The organism is Anabaena sp. WFMT, from assembly GCF_051781005.1.
In the GTDB taxonomy this organism is placed as follows: domain Bacteria; phylum Cyanobacteriota; class Cyanobacteriia; order Cyanobacteriales; family Nostocaceae; genus Anabaena.
Genome location: NZ_JBPWOA010000037.1, coordinates 1 through 19,094 on the forward strand (window position 1 = coordinate 1; position 19,094 = coordinate 19,094).

Consider the following 19,094-nt stretch of genomic DNA (forward strand, 5'->3'; position numbering starts at 1 on the left):
GCATATAGACAAAATAGCACGTAGGGGTTTAGCATTGCTAAACCCTTTTATTTATCAATTATTTGAACACTTTTTAATTGTAATTCTCCTATGAACCCCAACAATATCAACAAACAAATAAACATCACACAAGTCGGCGAAGGTAATGTTCAAAATAACATCTTTTCCTCTCTTCCACCACAACTAGAAACAAACCCTTTCACACCACCCCAACCCCGTGAGGGTGGACTGTTTGGACGCGAAGAGGAATTAGCAGAACTCCATAAATTATTGCAAAGTGGTAAAAACGTTTGTGTTGTTTCTGGTATGGGTGGAGTTGGTAAAACTGGACTGGTGCGAGAATATGCAAATCTCACAGAATGCACATCATTTTTTACTGGTGGAGTCTATTATATTGATGCCAGAGATAGACAAAATATGGCTGCGGAAATTATCGCATTGACTGAATGGAAATTTAAAGCCCCTTTACCAGCCAATTTATCTACTCAACAACAGGTAAACGCTTGTTGGCAAGCATGGAAAGGGCAAACAGAAAATGTATTATTGATTCTTGATGATGTATCTGGGTTAGCTGATAATATCAAAACCTATTTACCACCAAAAGATTTAGTTTCTATGCGGTTGTTGATGACTTCGCGGGAAACACCAGATAAACGCATTGCCGAAAAATTAGAATTACAAGTATTATCAGAAGATGCAGCAGTAGAATTATTAGCTTCAATTATTGGACAATCACGAATTAATCAAGAACCAGAACAGGCTAAACTACTTTGTTATGAGTTGGGATATTTGCCTTTAGCTTTAGAATTGGTGGCATATTATTTAGATGATGAAGACTATCAGGATTTATCACTGTTAAAAATGCGTGGTAAGTTACAAGAAAAAGTCAAACATCCTTCATTGTCACCAGAACAAGTACCAGGAGGAATAGAAGCACAAAGAGGTTTGCAAGCTGCATTTGATTTAAGTTGGGATGAATTGAAACCAGAAGCTAAACATCTCGCTTGTGTATTGGGTGCTTTTGCAGCTTCTCCTATTCATTGGGGTTTTGTGACAGCAATTTATCAACAGTTGCAAGGTGAATCATTTAGTGAGGATAATTTAAAAGACCGTTGGTTAAAATCTCTTCGTAAGCTGCATTTGGTGATCCCTGTTGGAGAAAATATTTATAATTTACATTTACTTATTCACGACTATTTTAGTGAACATCTCAAACAGCATTCTGACTATGACCAAATCAAACAAGTATATTGTGATGTGTTTGTTGATGTTGCCAGTAATGTTAATCAATCAAGCAATTTAGAAACATTCAATCTAATTGAACCACATCTAAAAAATATGATTGCTTGGTCTGCAAATAATGGAAATATTGAATTTGCTTACAGTTTAAATGGTTTGGCGTTATTGTATCAATCACAAGGACGATACAATGATGCTGAACCTCTTTATTTGCAATCTTTAGATATCAGAAAATGCCAATTAGGTACTGATCATCTCGATGTTGCTTCCAGTTTTAACAATTTAGCATTGTTATACAATTATCAAGGACGATATAGTAAAGCAAAGCCTCTTTTTATCCAATCTTTAGAAATATATAAGTATCAACTAGATGCAGATCATCCTAATGTTGCAACCAGTCTTAATAATTTAGCCGGATTATATTTTTATCAAAAACAGTATAGTGAAGCAGAACCTCTTTTTCTACAATCTTTAGAAATCAGAAAATACAAATTAGGTAATAATCATCCTGATGTTGCAACCAGTCTTAATAATTTAGCATTATTGTATGAATCTCAAAAACGATATAATGAGGCTGAACCTCTTTATTTACAATCTTTAGAAATCTATAAAAACCAACTAGACCCAGAATATCTTAATATCGCATCTACTCTTAATAATTTAGCAGCACTATACCAATCTCAAAAAAGATATAGTGAAGCAGAACCTCTTTATTTACGATCTTTAGAAATCAGAAAATTCCAATTAGGTGATGACCATCCTGATGTTGCAATCAGTCTTAACAATTTAGGAGGATTATACAAAAATCAAGGACGACACGGTGAGATAGAACCTCTCGTTCTTCAATCTTTAGAAGTCTTAAAATACAAACTCGGTGCAGAACATCCTTGTGTAGTGATCAGTCTCAATAATTTGGCAGGACTGTATAAATCTCAAAAACGATATAATGAAGCTGAACCTCTTTATTTGCAATCTTTAGAAATCAGAAAACGCCAATTAGGTGCTGATCATCCCGATGTTGTTTCCAGTATCAATAATTTGGTATTTTTGTATGAAGCGCAAGGTAAATACTTAGAAGCTGAAAATTTAGTTCAACAAATATTAGCAATATATCAAAAAAAATTAGGTCATCAGCATCCTAATACCCAAAACGCAGAACTTACAGTAAAAGGCTTACATATACAGAATTTTCTGCATTGCAATACGGAAACATTGGGTTATATTCTCCAAACACTTGCACAACAAGCAAACCTTCCTGTACTTAATAATGAAACAGCATTAACTTTGCTGGAAATGATGGAAAGTAATCCTGAGTTATTGTCATCTATTCGAGAGTATTTGCAACAGCAAACAGAAGCATCTGATGATGATACGTAATAATAAAATGGTCTGAATCAGGATGTCCAGGATTTAAGGATTTACAGGATTATAAGTGTCAAAATACTTGATAAATTACTCAAATCCTGAACAATATCATACTTGAGTTAAATAAATACAGTGCGATTTTGTGGGAAATTCTCACTAAACTAAGTATGTATAATTTACGTAAAATTCATAGTTAACTTACCAAAAACCATTAAGAACAACTACTAAAACCATAAATAGAAACCTGTTTAGATAGAAAATGACACAATACTGTTTGGTTAAGGATTTTTGTAGAAAGTGAAACCCAACAAATGTCTGTAAATGTTGGGTTTCGTCCCTCAACCCAACCTACTCAATTTCATGGTTTTGAGTTTAACCGACAAGTATTGGAAAATGACACGGTGATTAAAGTGAAATCCATAAATCATCCACAATAATCACTCTTGTATCTATCATTCTGTAAATCCTATCATCCTGGATATCCTGATTCAGACAATTAGATGCTTTGCCAAATTAAGAGGGAGATTCAAAACTTACATCTTCATATACATCATTTATAGAACATTGAAAATCTACACTTGCTAAATGTAAATTTTCCTCCTTTCCATAACTATAAAATAACCATTGACCTTCTGAATTACGACGGAAAATTTCTACATTGATTTTATTTTGACTGACTAACACATATTCTTGAAGTGAATCTAAATTACGATAGTCAGCAAACTTATCACCTCTATCAAAAGCTTCTGTAGTAGGAGATAAAACTTCGATAATTAAACAGGGATAACGTAAAAAGTTATTAAAGGCTTTATCTCTTGGATCACAACTAACAATTACATCAGGATAATAATAAATATCCATTTTTTCAATATGCGCTTTTGTGTCGGAAATATAAGCTTGACATCCACTTCCTCGCAGATGATTTCTTAACATAGCAAACACATTGCCACTAATAACTACATGAGTATTACTAGCACCTGCTATTGCATAAACTTGTCCCTGTCTGTATTCATGTTTGATAGGGCTGGTTTCTTCCCCTTGGAGATATTCTGCGGGGGAAATATAGTTATAACTGAGATTTGCAATCATAAAAAATACCCTCGGTAAATATATTAGATATCTGGTGGAAAGGGATGTAGAGATATTAATTATCCTATCCACCCCCACAAGTTATATAAACTAAAAACGGGTTAAAAGTGTCATTCTGAACGGAGTGAAGAATCTCCGAGATACTTCGCTGCACTACGTTACGCTCAGTATGACATAAGTTCATGTTTTACACTTTTGCAGTATAAACTTACACTTCAGAAGATGCTTCTATTAACTTCACAGTCTTTTTCCCCACTGTTACCTTAACTGACTGTTTTTTAGCGAATGTCAGACCATGTTCACCCTTATCAATGATGATTGTGTCACCAGAAATAAAGGTATTTTCTAATAACTTAGTCGCCAGAGGATTTTCTACTTCACGCTGAATTGACCTTTTTAACGGACGTGCGCCATAAACTGGATCATAACCTGCTTCTACTAAGTGGTCACAAGCCGCTTGGGAGATTTCAAAGGAGATTTTTTGCTCTTTGAGCAGGTTTTCCACCCGTTTGAGTTGAATACGGATAATATGCCGCATTTCTGAACGGTTGAGGGTGTGGAAGAGTATCAAGTCATCAACGCGGTTCAGGAATTCGGGACGGAAGTGACTTCTTAAACCTTCCATAACTCGGTTTCGCATCATATCATATTTGCTATCATCACCAGCGACATCGAGAATATGTTCACTACCGATGTTGCTAGTCATGACTATGACGGTATTGCGAAAATCTACAGCGCGTCCTTGGGAATCAGTAACTCTACCATCATCTAATACTTGCAGCAAAATATTAAATACATCTGGATGGGCTTTTTCAACTTCATCCAAAAGCACTACAGAATAGGGATGGCGGCGAATTGCTTCGGAAAGTTGTCCACCTTCTTCGTAGCCAATATAACCAGGAGGCGCACCCACGAGGCGAGAAACCGAGTGTTTTTCCATATACTCGGACATATCTAACCGGACTAAAGCATCATCAGAATCAAAAAGAAATTGAGCTAAAGCACGGGCGAGTTCGGTTTTACCTACTCCAGTTGGACCCATAAACAGAAATGAACCAATGGGGCGAGAGGGGTCTTTCATCCCTGCACGGGCGCGACGAATAGCCGCAGAGACGGCGGAAACGGCTTCTTCTTGACCGATGACCCGTTCATGTAAATGGCTTTCGAGTTTGAGTAATTTTTGCCGTTCTGATTCCAAAAGACGATTAACGGGTATTCCTGTCCATTTGGCGACGATTTCAGCAATATCGGCTTCTGTGACTTGTTCTCGCAGCAGGGTTGAACCTTGATTTTGAATTTCTAACAGTTGTGCTTCTTTAACTTCGCGATCGCGCTGCACTCCCTCCAATTTGCCATACTTAAGTTGAGCAGCTTTATTCAAATCATAATCTCGTTCTGCTTGTTCAATTTGCACCCGCAAGGCATCTTCTTCTTTCTTTAAAACGCTAATAGCTTCTAATAACTGCTTTTCACCTTGCCATTGCTCATTAAATTTTTGCTGTTTTACAGTTAAAATGCTGATTTCTTGCTCAATTCCCTCTAAACGCTCTCTAGTGGGGGAATTAGCTTTTTCTTCTCCAGATAATGACAGCTTTTCCATTTCTAGCTGCATTATACGTCTGTCAATGGTTTCTAATTCCGCTGGTTTGGAGGTAATCTCCATTTTCAATTTCGCTGCGGCTTCGTCTACTAAGTCAATAGCTTTATCGGGTAGAAACCTGTCAGCAATGTAACGCGCTGATAAAGTTGCGGCAGCTACTAAAGCGGAGTCAGAAATTTTCACATTATGATGCACTTCATAACGTTCTTTTAAACCCCGCAAAATCGAAATTGTATTTTCTACGCTTGGTTGGTCTACATATACTTGTTGAAAACGGCGTTCAAGTGCAGCATCTTTTTCTATGTGTTTGCGATATTCATCTAAAGTTGTCGCACCAATACACCGCAATTCACCCCGCGCTAACATGGGTTTTAGCAAATTACCAGCATCCATTGAGCCTTGTTGGTTAGCACCAGCACCAACAACGGTATGAAGTTCGTCAATGAAGAGAACAATTTGCCCGTTAGATTCAATAACTTCACGGAGGACATTTTTTAAACGGTCTTCAAACTCACCTCGGTATTTTGCGCCAGCGATTAAACTACCGATGTCTAAAGATATCAATTGACGATTCTTCAAAGATTCGGGAACGTCGCCGTTGACCATTCTTTGAGCTAAAGCTTCTGCGATCGCAGTTTTACCAACGCCAGGTTCACCAATCAAAACAGGGTTATTTTTACTACGACGCGATAAAACCTGAATTACCCGGCGAATTTCATCATCTCGGCCAATCACAGGATCTAATTTTCCCGCTTTTGCCCGTTCTGTCAAATCTATTCCAAATCGTTTTAATGCTTCGTAAGGTGCATCTGTAGATTCTGGTTCTCCCACCTTTTGAGTCACCTTTTGGGTAGTGCGAACAGTTTTGACAGCAGCTTCTAACTTAGCTATATCTACATTTAAGCCTTTAAATATTTTTCTGCCAATGCGATCGTCTTCAGCTAAAGCCAGGAGTATATGTCCCTCCCCAATTTCCTCTTCTCTCATTCTCGCTCGAATTACTTCAGCGCGATCAAGTAGCAAATCTAAATTGCGTCCTAAGTAAAGCTGATCACTTTTACCAACTTTCGGCTGACGTTGGGTATAAGCTTCTAACTGCTGTTTTAAACGGTTAGAATCAACATCTCCACGGGCTAAAATACCTATAGCTAAACTTGTAGGTTCTTCTAAAAGAGCAATAATTAAATGTTCGACTTCTAATTGCTGTTGTTGATAAGCACGGACTATATCCTGAGATTTAGTAATCGCTTCCCAGGCCGTATCAGTAAATTTATTAGGATCTGTAGGCTGCATCTGTAGAATTTTGGATTTTAGTTGAGAAATTGGGGAATGGGGAAATTTTAAGTATATAGACTAGCAAGACCTTTCGCTGTGCATACAAACAGGGAAACAGCCGAAAATTTAGTGTTGCTTCATACTACATATCTAGTCTTTTCCTAGTATCCCACTCCACCCAAATAACGATCCAAACATAATTAGCGTATATCCGCTTATATCTTCGGTGGCAATTTGAGATTGGTAATTTAGTAATCCCCTCTTTCCTAATTTAGCTGAAGCCTGAGTAAATTGGACTTTTTGTGCTTTACCTAAATTTTTTGGTGAACAAACTACTGTTTCACCAGCTGGTTTTCTGATTCTGCTTTTTCAGTAGTTCCGTGAGTAGCCAATTGAATTAACTCAACTTTATACCCATCTGGATCTTCCACAAAAGCAATGACAGTAGAACCATGTTTCATAGGCCCTGGTTCCCGGACTACCTTACCACCACGATTTTTAATTTCCTCACAGGTAGCGTAAATATCATCTACTCCCAAAGCAATATGACCGTAAGCATTACCCAATTCGTACTTTTCCACGCCCCAGTTATAAGTTAATTCTAGTACGCTATGGTCGCTTTCTTCACCATAGCCAACAAAAGCGAGGGTAAATTCTCCACCTGGATAATCTTTGCGTCGCAGTAATTTCATTCCTAGTAGTTCACAGTAAAATTTTAATGACTCTTCTAGGTTCCCGACTCGCAGCATTGTGTGTAGTAATCGCATATTCATACCTTTGTTCAATTCTTATATTTTATCTCTCCTCAGCAATTTCTACAGAAACCGCGTCTAAACTCTGCTTTTAATTGCTCAATAGTTGGTAATTGTATTTGTAACTCTTTTGGAAGTGACCTAGTAATTGCGGCCTTTCATTCAGCAATTTATTAACGCAAATATTCCCCAGTTTCTGTTTATTTTTTTTGAGTATGGTTTAATAGGAGGTTTTTAGTATTCTGGTATTTGTGAATAACACCAAACCACAGGAAAATTTGGCAATTACAGATGCACCAACAAATCCCATTGCTGCATTCATCCAAACCTAACCCAAAAACTTGCCAGCGAATAAAACAATCTTATTCAATACTGTGAAAATATGGTGATTAGCACCCTGATTAAGCTCAATCATCCCAAGGTTAATCAGCACCGAATATTGATTAATCTTCCTCCAAACTCGGTAAATCTAACGCAATCACCAGAGCCTGTGCCAAATGCGCCATTACTACCTGAGAAAGTACACCTCGTAAACGCAAAAAGCGGGTTTTAGACAACACTCGCACCTGATCCGCCATTGCAATTGAGTCTTTCCTCAATCCGCCATCAGGTGCTAAAATTAAAACTTGAGTAGGGTACACCCTCTTACCGTCTTGATAAGTGGTACAGGGTACTGCTAAAACCACTGGGCTAGATAGATTAATCACGTCACGACTGACTATAATTACGGGACGAGTTCCTCCCTGTTCTGAACCTTCTGTCATTTCTAGACGCGCATCATACACTTCACCCCTTCTCATCTTGGAGATTCCCCTAGCTGCAACGCCTCCCACTGAGCCGGCGCAAATTCAGCCTCCATTTTTAATACTTCGGTCTGATAATCTGGGTCTTTTGCCATTTCTGCCAAAGCAGCATCAATTTCGGCTCTTTTCTGTGCTGCTAATTCCCGCTTCAAAGCCTGCACCACAAAATCATTCCTACTTTTGGCTTTTCCCTCTAGCACTGCTTTATCTGTAGCTTCTAGCAGTTCTTTCGGGATTGTTAACGTCGTGCGGATTGTTTCTGCTTTCATGGCGCGTTCTAGACTGTGATGTCTGAAGTGATGCTTTATATGATATCGTTTTAAGCATCAATTATTAGTAATAAATGATTAGTAATCAGTCATTGGTATAATAAAACAGTCAAATTTGCGACCTAAAGAACAGCAGTTAATTTGATCAGCAAAATTTCAACAAACAACTTGGTTTAATTCGGTTGTAAACTATTAGATATAATTGCTTAAACTAAAATGTAATCTGTGTAGTCTGTCAATTAAAAATATAACCAAACGCCTAAATTTACAGTAATTTCACTAGAAAATTTAGTGCTTTTATTACTTTGTACGAGATTATTTACTTCACCGCTACAAGGTTGAATTTACCAAGCAACTTATGAAAACGTCCACGGAATTACAAACTCGTCTCGATCTATACTACCAGCAAATCAAGACAATTATCATAGCTCGTCAAAATCCCATTACTGGGTTGCTCCCTGCGAGTACAGCAATTACCGCTCATGGTGATTATACTGATGCTTGGGTAAGAGATAACGTTTACAGCATTTTAGCAGTTTGGGGTTTAGCTCTTGCATATCGTAAACTAGACCACGACGAGGGACGCACCTACGAACTCCAGCACAGTGTTGTCAAACTAATGCGTGGGTTGCTGTTTGCAATGATGCGACAAGCACAAAAAGTAGAAACATTTAAACATACTCAATCTTTATTAGATGGACTGCACGCTAAATACAATACAGCCACTGGTGATATTGTAGTTGGTGATGACGAATGGGGACATTTGCAACTTGATGCTACATCCATATTTTTACTGATGTTGGCACAAATGACTGCTGGGGGATTATCAATTATTTATACACTTGATGAAGTTAACTTTGTCCAAAATTTAGTTTATTATATTGGACGAGCTTACCGTACTCCAGACTTTGGCATTTGGGAAAGAGGAAATAAAATTAATCATGGTAGTGCTGAATTAAATGCTAGTTCCGTAGGAATGGCTAAAGCAGCTTTAGAAGCTATCAACGGACTCAATCTTTTTGGTATACATGGAAGTCAAACTTCAGTAATTCATGTATTACCAGATGAAATTGCTAGAGCCAGAATTACCTTAGAATCTTTATTACCAAGAGAATCAGGTTCTAAAGAAGTTGATGCAGCGCTTTTAAGTATTATTAGTTATCCCGCTTTTGCAGTCGAAGATGTGCAATTGCGAGAACGGACTTTTAATAAAATTATCACCAAACTCGCAGGTAAATACGGTTGTAAACGCTTTTTGCGGGATGGACATCAAACTGTTTTAGAAGACACTCAACGCTTACATTATGAACCTGGGGAATTAAAGCAATTTGAAGATATTGAATGTGAATGGCCGTTATTTTTCACATATTTAGTTCTGGATGGAATATTTCGTGGTGAACAAGAACAAGTTAAAAAATATCAACAACTATTAGAATCATTAGTTGTAGAAAGTGAAGGACTACGATTACTACCTGAACTTTATTATGTCCCTGCTGAAAACGTCGAAGCCGAAAAATTAGCACCACAAACTCAACCCCGTTTACCTAACGAAAATATTCCTTTGGTTTGGGCGCAAAGTTTATACTTACTTGGTCAAATGTTGAGTGAAGGATTAATAGCAATTGGCGAAATTGACCCTTTAGGTAGACATTTATGTATAAATAAAAAACGTGAAGCGTTAATTCAAATTGCCTTATTAGCAGAAGATGAAGAATTACAAGCCAAGCTAGAAGTGCATGGAATAGAAACCCAAACTCCTACCCAAGTTGAACCAATTCAAGTTAGAAAAGCTGGGGATCTTTCTCATATTTTCACGCAAATTGGTCGTAATGATAAACTTGGCTTAACTGGTCGTCCGGTAAGACGTTTGCGGAGTTTAACTACATCAAGAATTTTTAGAATTTGCGGTGAAACAGTTGTATTTTTGCCATCTTTTTTAGATTCTCAGCAATTTTATTTAACTCTTGATTACCATTTTTTGGTAGATCAACTTAAAAGTGAATTAGCTTATATTCAGAAATATTGGAGTGATTTAGGTCGTCCGACTCTGACTTTAATGTTAACTCACACCATGTTGGAAATTGGTTCTGAAGCATTATTAGAACTAATGCAAGAACTTAAAGATGGTGTTTGTAACGGTGTACAGGTAAAATTAGGACGAATAAATCAGTTGATGTTAACCGCAGGTATCCAAACAATTGATTTTATTCCAGATGAGAAATTTTTCCAATCTGTGGTAAAAAATGCTAGTATCCGCTGCTATTATCTAGCTCATCATCCTGGAAAAAATTGGCGCTTAGGACATACCCAAGAATTTAAAATGGAATGTGAAACTAACTTGAGTTCATTGTTAGTGCATTTGCGTTCGTCAGAAAATATTTATGAACAAATCGAGTTACTACAAACGTTAAAACGTTTACAAGGTTTAGAATTTGATACGGGATATGGTGGACCCGGACGGCCTGTAACGGTAGCAGATTTATTGGATGAGATTTACACCAAAGCCGGTGATTTAGGGATTTGGGCGGTGGTGCGACGGGCTGCGGGTTTACGCCAAATGGTGGATATTGGTTTATCTGATGCGGTGACAAGTATTGTGGTACGAGGTAAGCAAATCGCTGTGGGTAGGGCTTACAGTGAGGCTTCCCTGATGGTTGTACCCATGTCTCACCATGAAATTGTAGACAAAATAAATAACTTCTGTCGTGAGGATATCCGCGATCGCGTTTTAACGCAAGAGATTTTGATTTACCTGGGTGTATTAATTAAATCAGAACCAGAATTATTTCAAGGACTGCTAACTTTAAGAGTTGGTTATCTGATTCTCTTAATTACCAGCGAAATAGCACAGGAATTGGGCGTTACTCAAGATGAAGCTTATGATTACTTAATGCAGCTTTCACCTTTTGAAGTAAAAATACGCTTATATAAAGTATTAACAGGATATACTGGCGTGAGTGGTTTATTACGTCAACAAGAATCGCTCCACGTCAAGCAAAAAGAAAGTGATATCGCTTGGGTAGTTTTACCAGCAATTAGCGAAGAAATCGCAGTTTCTCCAGAGAATTGGCGGAGATTTCGTCAAGCAGAAGGCGCAGTTAACCGCGTCCCCAAAGACTTTTTTAAACAAGTCTGGCTATTAATGCAACATTGCAAAGGTCTAGTAATTGGTGATAAATTAGAACGGCGAAATCGCTTAGATAGTGAAGTAATGCTTTCGGAAATGACAGCAGGAGAAAGAAATTTTGCTTTGCTAATTGAACATTTGCTGAATAAAATTGAAGCCCCAGAATATCGCCAAGTTAATGTAGAAGCATTGATGGAATTAGCCGCAATAGTCGCTAATAACCCCAGCTTGCAAATTGAAGAATATATAGTTTTAGATGTGTTAATCGGTCACGCAGTGCGGTTAGCGTGGTTGGAGAATCATCCCCATCGGAATAACAATTATGATGAAGATAAAGGTTTGGCATGGCCACATTTTTACAACACTTCTCCTCAAGATTGCGCTAATTATATTTTGAAGGCGTTTAGATTTTTGATAGAGTTTGGAGAAGATGCTTAAACGCAGAGGAACTCTGCGTTAAAAAACTTACTTCACAGAAACAGCATCAACATCAACAGTATTGTCTGTAGATGTTGACTCATTAACACTAGTTTCTACATTGCCTTTTTTCGCTTTCCAACCGTCAATTACTAATCCAGAAACTTCCGAAACTAGTAATGTTAAAAGCAAGACATCATCAATTTGTCCAATAACAGGTATAAAATCGGGAGCAATATCAATCGGGCTAATTAGATAAGCTATTGTGCCAAAAATTACCCACCAACGGTATTTAGGATTACGCAGTGTGTTCCGATACCAGCTATAAAGCGATTGAATTGAGAAGTTCATATTTTTAACCTCCAGTTATTTTTATTTTGGCAAATTCTGCTTTAAACTCCCGGTGGGAATAACCGTCCTAGTGTGTATAGAAGATGGTACTACTAAGAAGTCGTTAAACTACTTACCTAGCGATAGAGTAGATGAGTGGTGTGGCAATGGTGCATTAGTCTCTAAAATTAAAATGCTTCGGCATTGTTGCTCTAGTAATGGAGGGAGGAAACCTACACAGTGGATATTTTAGATCTGTTTAATAAGGGTGGCCCAGCAATGTGGCCTTTGCTGGTGCTGTCAGTTCTATCTGTAAGTGTCATTTTCGAGCGCCTATGGTTCTGGTTGCGGATTTTGATGCAGGAAAAGGAAATAGTTGAGCGTGTCCTTGATGCTGCTACTGAAAATTGGGAAATAGCTACGGAAATTGCCGAAAGAGCTACTGATCAGCCGGTTGGACGTTTTCTCTATGCACCGCTACGTTTACAAAGAGGTGATGCAGAAACCTTTCGACTAGCCCTGGAATCAACTGCGGCTGAAGAAGTAGCCGGGATGCGGAGGGGCGAAAAACTTTTAGAATCTGTGATTGCGCTCTCTCCGCTGTTAGGATTGTTGGGTACGGTTTTAGGTTTGATTCAGTCTTTGCGCTCAATTCGCATTGGTGATTTGGGTACTGAATCGACCGCTGGGGTAACTACTGGGATTGGGGAATCTCTGATTAGTACCGCCGCCGGCTTAATAGTTGCGATCGCAACTTTGGTATTTTATCGCCTGTTTCAGAGTTTTGTTGTCAACCAAGTCAAGGTTTTTAACAAAGCCGGGAATGATTTAGAGTTACTTTATCGCCAGTCTCCTCCTGATGCTCACAAAAGTACATCAGGAATAGCACGGGACACTAGCAGAGAAAGCTTTAATTCACCCCGCAAGCGAGGGAAAAGCAAGTTTACCCAAACTCCTGAATCCCCACCAGAGAATACGGCTCAGAATCCCAACCCTAACTCGGCACAAGAGCTAGAAAATGAAAGTTAACTTACATACACCCATTGAAGAAGTCCAAATTCAAATCATCCCGTTAATTGATGTCGTTTTTTGTATCCTGACTTTTTTTCTGTTAGCAGCGTTGCAATTTACTAGGCAACAAGCAATTAATGTTGATTTACCCAAAGCCAGCACAGGTTCAACTTCTGCTGCTAGTTCACAGAGCAAAAGTGACATTTTGCCTGTAACTATTGATGCTGTTGGTCAAACTTACATCGAAAAAGATCCTGTTAGAAAAGATGAATTAGAGTCACGTTTAAGACAGTATGTCGAAGCAAATCCTAATGGTATTTTGGTGCTGAATGCATCCCGCACAGCTACTTATAATGATGTTATTCAAACATTAGATTTGCTCAGACAAGTCGGAGGAAATCGTGTTTCTTTGGGAATTATTCCCGGTCCATCTCAATCACTCACGAATTCACCAATTCCAACTTTTGCGCCAAGTATACCTAATACGGTGCCAATTCCAGGTACTGATACACAAGGTAATTTTACCCCTTCCTTGCCCTCAGCCCCTCCATTTCCTAGCAATGGAGAAGGCATAAATCCTGGTATTTCGCCAACAGTTCCCAACAATAGTGTACCCCAAATGCCTGAAGCACCGGGAGTCAGCAATTCCACACCTAAAAGGTAAAACTAGTTCTGTAAAAGTTTTAGGTTTAAAATCCCCCAAGCCCATATTATTAAAGAGGTTTTGGGGGATTTTGAGTTTTTATTAATATCCGGGAAAACAGGATAAACCTAAAGACATCTAAAATAAATTCCCGTCAGAGAAAAAATCTCTGCTAATTTATAAATAATTGGTTAAGCTACAAAGATTTTACTATCAATAGACTAAGTAATTTATCGCCAATTGCCATTTTACGTTTCAAGGGTTGCGGCAATGAATATTGTGACACTGTTAATTGTTTGGATAGTCACTTCTATCAGCTTGTGGATTATTAGTAAATTGCCTTTAGGAGTTGAAATTGATACTCCTGGGAAAGCCGTCTTTTCCGCAGCAATTCTGGGTATTATCACAGCATTAGTCAGACCAGTTTTAAGTTTTGTATTTACGATACCAAATTTAGTCACCTTTGACTTATTATCTGGTATCTTCACCTTCATGATTGCCGTTGCTTGCTTTAGTATTGCTGCCTGGTTAGTGGAAGGTTTTCGCTTACGTTATGGCATTTGGAGTGCGGTACTAGGAGCTTTTACACTCACTATTATCAACAATCTACTCTACAAATTACTGGGTGTTTAAATAATTCGTAATTGTTAATTCGTAATTCGTAATTAAAGGTTGCAGGTTAAAAACTTGTAAATGCAAAATAACCTTGTTTGCACCCAAGCAAATTTACAATCTAGTACAAAATGGTGTAGTTAAGTTACCCCTTTTGGAATCGATCAATGAACATAAATTGCAGCCCTAAAAATGGGTACTCTATTTATGCCATGACGTACTAGTAAATTACGAATTACGAATTACGGATTACGAATTATTCATTGGTACTAGGAGGAGTTACTGGAGTGCTGGCTTGTTGTTGACGCTGATCGCGTTTTTTCCGATCAGCTGAGAGTATATCTGCCATTACTATCAGTGCTTGCGCCATCTTATCTAGATTAGAACGGTATAAGTCTAAATCCTTACTAAGTTTATCTTCCGATAAATGCAAACCTTGAGCGATCGCTTTTAGTGCCTCATTGCGTTGTTTTTCATCTTTGACAAGTTCTGGATCTGCCAGTTCCAATAATGAGAACAGACCAATGGCAAACAAGCGACTATATTTAAAGTTAGGATTATGTGCGATCGCTTGCAGTTGAGCTTGCAAGTCAGCATCTTTATCTAGGTGAGTAGTTTGGCTAACCCAAGCAATTAAATCCTTCACTGGCAAACTTTGAGCTATAGCTTGCAATCTAGTCGCATCTTGTCGATAGCGTTGCTGATCCTGCTCTACAGCCTGACATAAGGCATTGAAAATAGATTCTTGATCTCGTTCCGGTAAGTAGCCTTGCATAAAGCGGTCAAAGGTTGTGACAACGCCCAAGGCATAAATTGGATTGTAACTATAATCAACATTGACTGACAGTAGATGCATTTCCACCATCAACTCTTCTACCACCCGACGGTAAATAGTATTGATTGGACGGGTATGAAGATTATAGAAAGTTCGCTTTGTATCAGAGACTGTACGGACGTTATTCACAAAGAAAATGTTAAGGGCGACGTATTCTTATTTTGTCGTTTAAAGGCTACTTTGCCAAGTTATAAAAAAAAAGCCTGAACACCAGGATAGCCCAGCATGGCGTAAGCCATAGTAAAAACAACAGATAGGAATCTGAATGGGGAAATGCAGCGGAAAAGAATAATTCCTCATGCGCCATACCCTAATTTATAATTAGCTTTAATAATACGCCCTATTTTATGAGCTTATCACCACCGTTAATAGCTTTAGGTCATTACCTAGCTGGGGAATTCAACAATCAGGAACAGGCTATGGCGGAGTCTGTTTGGTATGTTCACCTGCGTCTATGGCAACGACCAGTTAATCTTTTCCCTGAAGACAGTATCACCCTATTTGCTGAACAAGCAAATATTGTCAATCTCAATCAACCTTACCGCCAAAGAATCATGCGATTGCAGCAGGGATCTGAGTCTTTGCAAGTGCAGTACTATATGCCTAAAGATGCCGCCGCTTTGAAAGGGGCGGGAAATAATCCCACTTTACTGAATTCGTTAACATCCGATCAGCTAGAGTTGTTACCAGGCTGTATTCTTTCTATTACTGAAGAAACACTAGCTCCTCACCTCTATCGGTTTAGAGCTTCTCAATCTCCAGAAAATATCTGTAGCTTTACTTATCTTGGTAACAAGATACAAGTTTCACTGGGTTTTGAGGCTACTGAAACAGCATTTCTCAGTTACGACAAAGGAATTGATTCAGAAAGTGGGAAAGCCACTTGGGGCGCAGTTGTTGGGCCTTATCGTTACACCAAGGTAAAAGCATATAATCTAGCATGAGCCGACCATTATGCATTCGTTAATTAGAGATCAGCCCAAAAATATCATTAAGCAGATTGCGGATTTAAACCAGAAGGATTGTTCGGTTCTTCATTGCTTTCATGCTCATGGTTTGAAATCTGATTTTCGTTTTTGACTAAATTGGGGAATATAGTTTCTAAAGCTTCTTCTTCAGTTTCAAAAATTTCAAATACCGTATCCATCATTGTCACTTCAAACACCAGCTTGGCATCTGGATGGACATTGCAAATGCGGAAACTGCCCTTGACCTTATCAGCATCGCGCATCCCAGCAACCAAAGATGTGAGACCAGAACTATCAATAAAATCTACTTGTCCCAGGTTCACAACTACATGACGACTTAGTTTAGAAATACACTCCTGTAACTTGAGGCGAAATTGCCAAGCGCTAGTGATGTCTAGACGATCTGTTGGTTTCAAGACAATCACAGTATTACCATCTTGGGTTTTGTAGATTTTTTGATCTATATTCACTGTACCTATCCGTTATATTGCTGTTAATTAACTTTTGTGTACTTCATGTTTCAGTGGGTGAAGTAGGACTAAGAAATCTCCACGTCGAAATTATCTATATTGCTATTTTTTCAACCCATAAGTAATATTTTTGCCGGGTAGACAGTACTTAATGCTTAAAAGCGAGTGCTGAGTAAATTTAAGAGGACAAGAGAATATACATATATGTAAAATCTCACAATACCAAAGTCCTAATATACTTCACTATGGATTAATATTGGGAAATTTACTCAGCCCACAGCGATCGCTAAAGTTGATTTAGTTTCCAGTTTATCCAATCTTGAGGCTTGAGGAAAGTTTCATACAGTTCAGCTTCAGGAGAATTGGGTTCTGGTTGATAGCCATATTCCCAGCGCACTAACGGTGGTAGGGACATGAGAATAGATTCGGTGCGTCCGTTGGTTTGTAGCCCAAAAATCGTCCCCCGATCATAAACCAAGTTAAATTCTACATACCTACCCCGACGATATAGTTGAAAATTGCGTTGGCGATCGCTATATTCCATTCCATGTCGCCGTTCTACAATCGGTACATAAGCTGGCAAAAAGGCTGCACCACAGTCTTGCACAAAAGCAAATAATTCTTCCCAACTGCGTGGTGCTGGTGTACCTACTTTATCACTGTATGCGGCTGCTTCCCCATGGGGATTAGTGCCACCATATAACTGACTGTGACTATGTTGATAATCAAAAAATAGACCACCAACACCCCTTGTCTCATTCCGATGCTTGAGGTAAAAATATTCATCACACCAGCGTTTGAACACTGCATAATACTCTGGATTGTGTTGATCGCAAGCCTGTTTGAGTGTTTTATGCAAATGAACCGCATCTTCGGCAAAAGGGTAATAAGGTGTCAAATCAACACCACCACCAAACCACCAGACTGGCCCTGCTTCAAAATAGCGATAATTCAGATGAACTGTGGGTACATAGGGATTACGTGGATGTAACACCATTGAAGTGCCAGTTACATAAAAGCTGTGTCCTTCTGCATCAGGACGTTGGGCTAAAATTGAAGGAGGCAGGCTATCCCCCCAAACTTCAGAAAATCCCACACCTGCTTGTTCAAATATTGCACCATCACGTAAAATCCGTGATCTTCCCCCCCCACCTTCTGGGCGTTCCCAGCCATCTTCTTTAAATTTACCAACACCATCCAGCTTTTCCAGCCCTTGACTGATTTTGTCTTGTAACTGCTGCATAAACTGACGAACCCTAACCTTACCGTCAGTTGGTGGTAAAAACGCGGATGATTCTACTGCTACATCTGGGGTTTGTGATTTGGTCAACATAGATTCCCGAACCTAAAGTTACGATTTTCAAAAAGCTACAAATTTTTAACCTAAAAATTTGCCAGCAATGAGAGCCAAAACTGCTTTTTCTTACTTGTCAAGCCATGATAGAGCAATTGACTAAAGTTATTGTCCCTCAAATAAGTATAGGCTTGTATATTCATTAAGTTTATTTGCAATTTTAACTGGAAAAATTCTGGGACAGACACCAGATCATAAACAATTTAGTCTACAAAGCAACTACTTTGCTGTATGGTATCTGTGGTAAATAGAGAGTTTGACTACAATTTTCCCAGATGCCAGAGTATAGCTAGGAGGATTAGGACAGTGCAAGGTTGGTTATCCCAATTCATCCACCGCAAACGTCGTCGGGTTTGTGCTTCTCTGGTACGGACATATCGGGAGCTTAGTTACGCTTCTGTAGATGAATTGTGGCAAAAGGTGGTTGACTTAACAGATGTCTCTTGGCATCCATTACTCAAAAGTACAAATGTTCCCTATGGACTAGTACCCAAACCAGGCTTGATTTTTCAAGCAATGACAAGGTTTTGGCCAATTCCCATTATGCTTTTTGTAGAAAAAGTTAATCCTAAGCAAATGCTCAGTATCCGCGTTTTAGCATTTCCTGGAATTGAAGAAAGGGTGACATATCAAGTAGAATCGACCGTTTGTGGATCTTATTTATCTTATTCTGTAATTTTACGAGGCTGGTTATCTCCACTCATTTGGTCGTTATCTCGTCCTTATGTAGACCGGGTAGCGCGTTCTCTCATAGAAGCTGTAGAAACAGTACAAACTCCACCTTTACAAGGTAAGCTCGAAGGGTGGGATTGGCTTTGACCGAAGAGGCAGGGGTAAGGGAACAGAAGGATTTGGAACTCCTCTGCCACTCATGGTTTCAAGCCTATAAGTTTATTAATTTATGGTTAAATTTTACCAGGCAATATCTTTCTCAT

General features: G+C 38.6%; 17 protein-coding genes. 8 read left to right on the forward strand and 9 right to left on the reverse strand.

The features are described from left to right. Window positions 1–90 precede the first annotated feature (90 nt). Window positions 91–2,616 carry a tetratricopeptide repeat protein gene (locus ACSQ6I_RS23555; protein WP_438892671.1) on the forward strand — a complete coding sequence of 842 codons (2,526 nt, stop codon included), beginning with the start codon at window positions 91–93 and terminating at the stop codon, window positions 2,614–2,616. Between the two features lie 299 nt (window positions 2,617–2,915). Beyond that, window positions 2,916–3,041 carry a hypothetical protein gene (locus ACSQ6I_RS23560; protein ID WP_438892672.1) on the forward strand — a complete coding sequence of 42 codons (126 nt, stop codon included), beginning with the start codon at window positions 2,916–2,918 and terminating at the stop codon, window positions 3,039–3,041. 76 nt (window positions 3,042–3,117) lie between these two features. Here ACSQ6I_RS23560 and ACSQ6I_RS23565 read toward each other — a convergent pair whose 3' ends face one another. From ACSQ6I_RS23565 to ACSQ6I_RS23585, 5 genes are all read right to left on the reverse strand, one after another. Next, a complete protein-coding gene (locus tag ACSQ6I_RS23565) occupies window positions 3,118–3,693 on the reverse strand; it encodes a Uma2 family endonuclease (protein ID WP_438892673.1) in 576 nt (191 codons plus the stop codon). A gap of 208 nt (window positions 3,694–3,901) precedes the next feature. Continuing rightward, window positions 3,902–6,586 (reverse strand): ATP-dependent chaperone ClpB, encoded by a 2,685-nt coding sequence (gene clpB / locus ACSQ6I_RS23570; RefSeq protein WP_438892674.1) that lies wholly within the window; start codon window positions 6,584–6,586, stop codon window positions 3,902–3,904. 314 nt (window positions 6,587–6,900) lie between these two features. Next, complete coding sequence (gloA, locus tag ACSQ6I_RS23575) at window positions 6,901–7,335, reverse strand: lactoylglutathione lyase (RefSeq protein WP_438892675.1); 435 nt, start codon at window positions 7,333–7,335, stop codon at window positions 6,901–6,903. Between the two features lie 428 nt (window positions 7,336–7,763). Further along, the gene (locus ACSQ6I_RS23580; RefSeq protein ID WP_438892676.1) at window positions 7,764–8,120 is read right to left on the reverse strand and encodes a type II toxin-antitoxin system PemK/MazF family toxin; all 357 of its coding nucleotides are present in this window, start codon (window positions 8,118–8,120) and stop codon (window positions 7,764–7,766) included. After that, window positions 8,117–8,392, reverse strand: coding sequence for a ribbon-helix-helix domain-containing protein (locus ACSQ6I_RS23585; protein ID WP_071191377.1), 276 nt, complete (start codon window positions 8,390–8,392; stop codon window positions 8,117–8,119). Before ACSQ6I_RS23585 ends, ACSQ6I_RS23580 begins: the two co-directional genes overlap by 4 nt. Window positions 8,393–8,750: 358 nt before the next feature. Here ACSQ6I_RS23585 and ACSQ6I_RS23590 point away from each other — a divergent pair, with 358 nt between their 5' ends. Continuing rightward, complete coding sequence (locus tag ACSQ6I_RS23590; protein WP_438892677.1) at window positions 8,751–11,957, forward strand: glycoside hydrolase family 15 protein; 3,207 nt, start codon at window positions 8,751–8,753, stop codon at window positions 11,955–11,957. A gap of 27 nt (window positions 11,958–11,984) precedes the next feature. On the opposite strand, the gene ACSQ6I_RS23595 is transcribed toward ACSQ6I_RS23590, so the two are convergent. Further along, window positions 11,985–12,287 carry a YkvA family protein gene (locus ACSQ6I_RS23595; RefSeq protein WP_438892678.1) on the reverse strand — a complete coding sequence of 101 codons (303 nt, stop codon included), beginning with the start codon at window positions 12,285–12,287 and terminating at the stop codon, window positions 11,985–11,987. A gap of 219 nt (window positions 12,288–12,506) precedes the next feature. On the opposite strand from ACSQ6I_RS23595, the gene ACSQ6I_RS23600 reads away from it, so the two are divergent. From ACSQ6I_RS23600 to ACSQ6I_RS23610, 3 genes are all read left to right on the forward strand, one after another. Next, the gene (locus tag ACSQ6I_RS23600; protein WP_438892679.1) at window positions 12,507–13,295 is read left to right on the forward strand and encodes a MotA/TolQ/ExbB proton channel family protein; all 789 of its coding nucleotides are present in this window, start codon (window positions 12,507–12,509) and stop codon (window positions 13,293–13,295) included. After that, window positions 13,285–13,941 (forward strand): ExbD/TolR family protein, encoded by a 657-nt coding sequence (locus ACSQ6I_RS23605; protein ID WP_438892680.1) that lies wholly within the window; start codon window positions 13,285–13,287, stop codon window positions 13,939–13,941. The genes ACSQ6I_RS23600 and ACSQ6I_RS23605 overlap by 11 nt, the downstream gene beginning before the upstream one ends. Before the next feature lie 249 nt (window positions 13,942–14,190). Next, on the forward strand, window positions 14,191–14,553 hold the full coding sequence (locus tag ACSQ6I_RS23610; protein WP_438892681.1) for a phage holin family protein: 363 nt from the start codon (window positions 14,191–14,193) through the stop codon (window positions 14,551–14,553). Between the two features lie 235 nt (window positions 14,554–14,788). Here the strand turns inward: ACSQ6I_RS23610 and psb29 are convergent, their stop codons facing one another. Next, window positions 14,789–15,496, reverse strand: a complete 708-nt coding sequence (gene psb29, locus ACSQ6I_RS23615) for a photosystem II biogenesis protein Psp29 (protein WP_438892682.1) — start codon at window positions 15,494–15,496, stop codon at window positions 14,789–14,791. A 218-nt stretch (window positions 15,497–15,714) separates the two neighbouring features. On the opposite strand from psb29, the gene ACSQ6I_RS23620 reads away from it, so the two are divergent. After that, entirely contained in the window at window positions 15,715–16,311 is a 597-nt protein-coding gene (locus ACSQ6I_RS23620; protein WP_438892683.1) for a chromophore lyase CpcT/CpeT, read from the forward strand. 47 nt (window positions 16,312–16,358) lie between these two features. On the opposite strand, the gene ACSQ6I_RS23625 is transcribed toward ACSQ6I_RS23620, so the two are convergent. Continuing rightward, on the reverse strand, window positions 16,359–16,805 hold the full coding sequence (locus tag ACSQ6I_RS23625) for an STAS domain-containing protein (protein ID WP_438892684.1): 447 nt from the start codon (window positions 16,803–16,805) through the stop codon (window positions 16,359–16,361). A gap of 286 nt (window positions 16,806–17,091) precedes the next feature. After that, on the reverse strand, window positions 17,092–18,138 hold the full coding sequence (gene hemF, locus ACSQ6I_RS23630; protein WP_438892685.1) for an oxygen-dependent coproporphyrinogen oxidase: 1,047 nt from the start codon (window positions 18,136–18,138) through the stop codon (window positions 17,092–17,094). A 327-nt stretch (window positions 18,139–18,465) separates the two neighbouring features. On the opposite strand from hemF, the gene ACSQ6I_RS23635 reads away from it, so the two are divergent. Further along, window positions 18,466–18,978, forward strand: coding sequence for an SRPBCC family protein (locus tag ACSQ6I_RS23635; RefSeq protein WP_438892686.1), 513 nt, complete (start codon window positions 18,466–18,468; stop codon window positions 18,976–18,978). Window positions 18,979–19,094 lie beyond the last annotated feature (116 nt).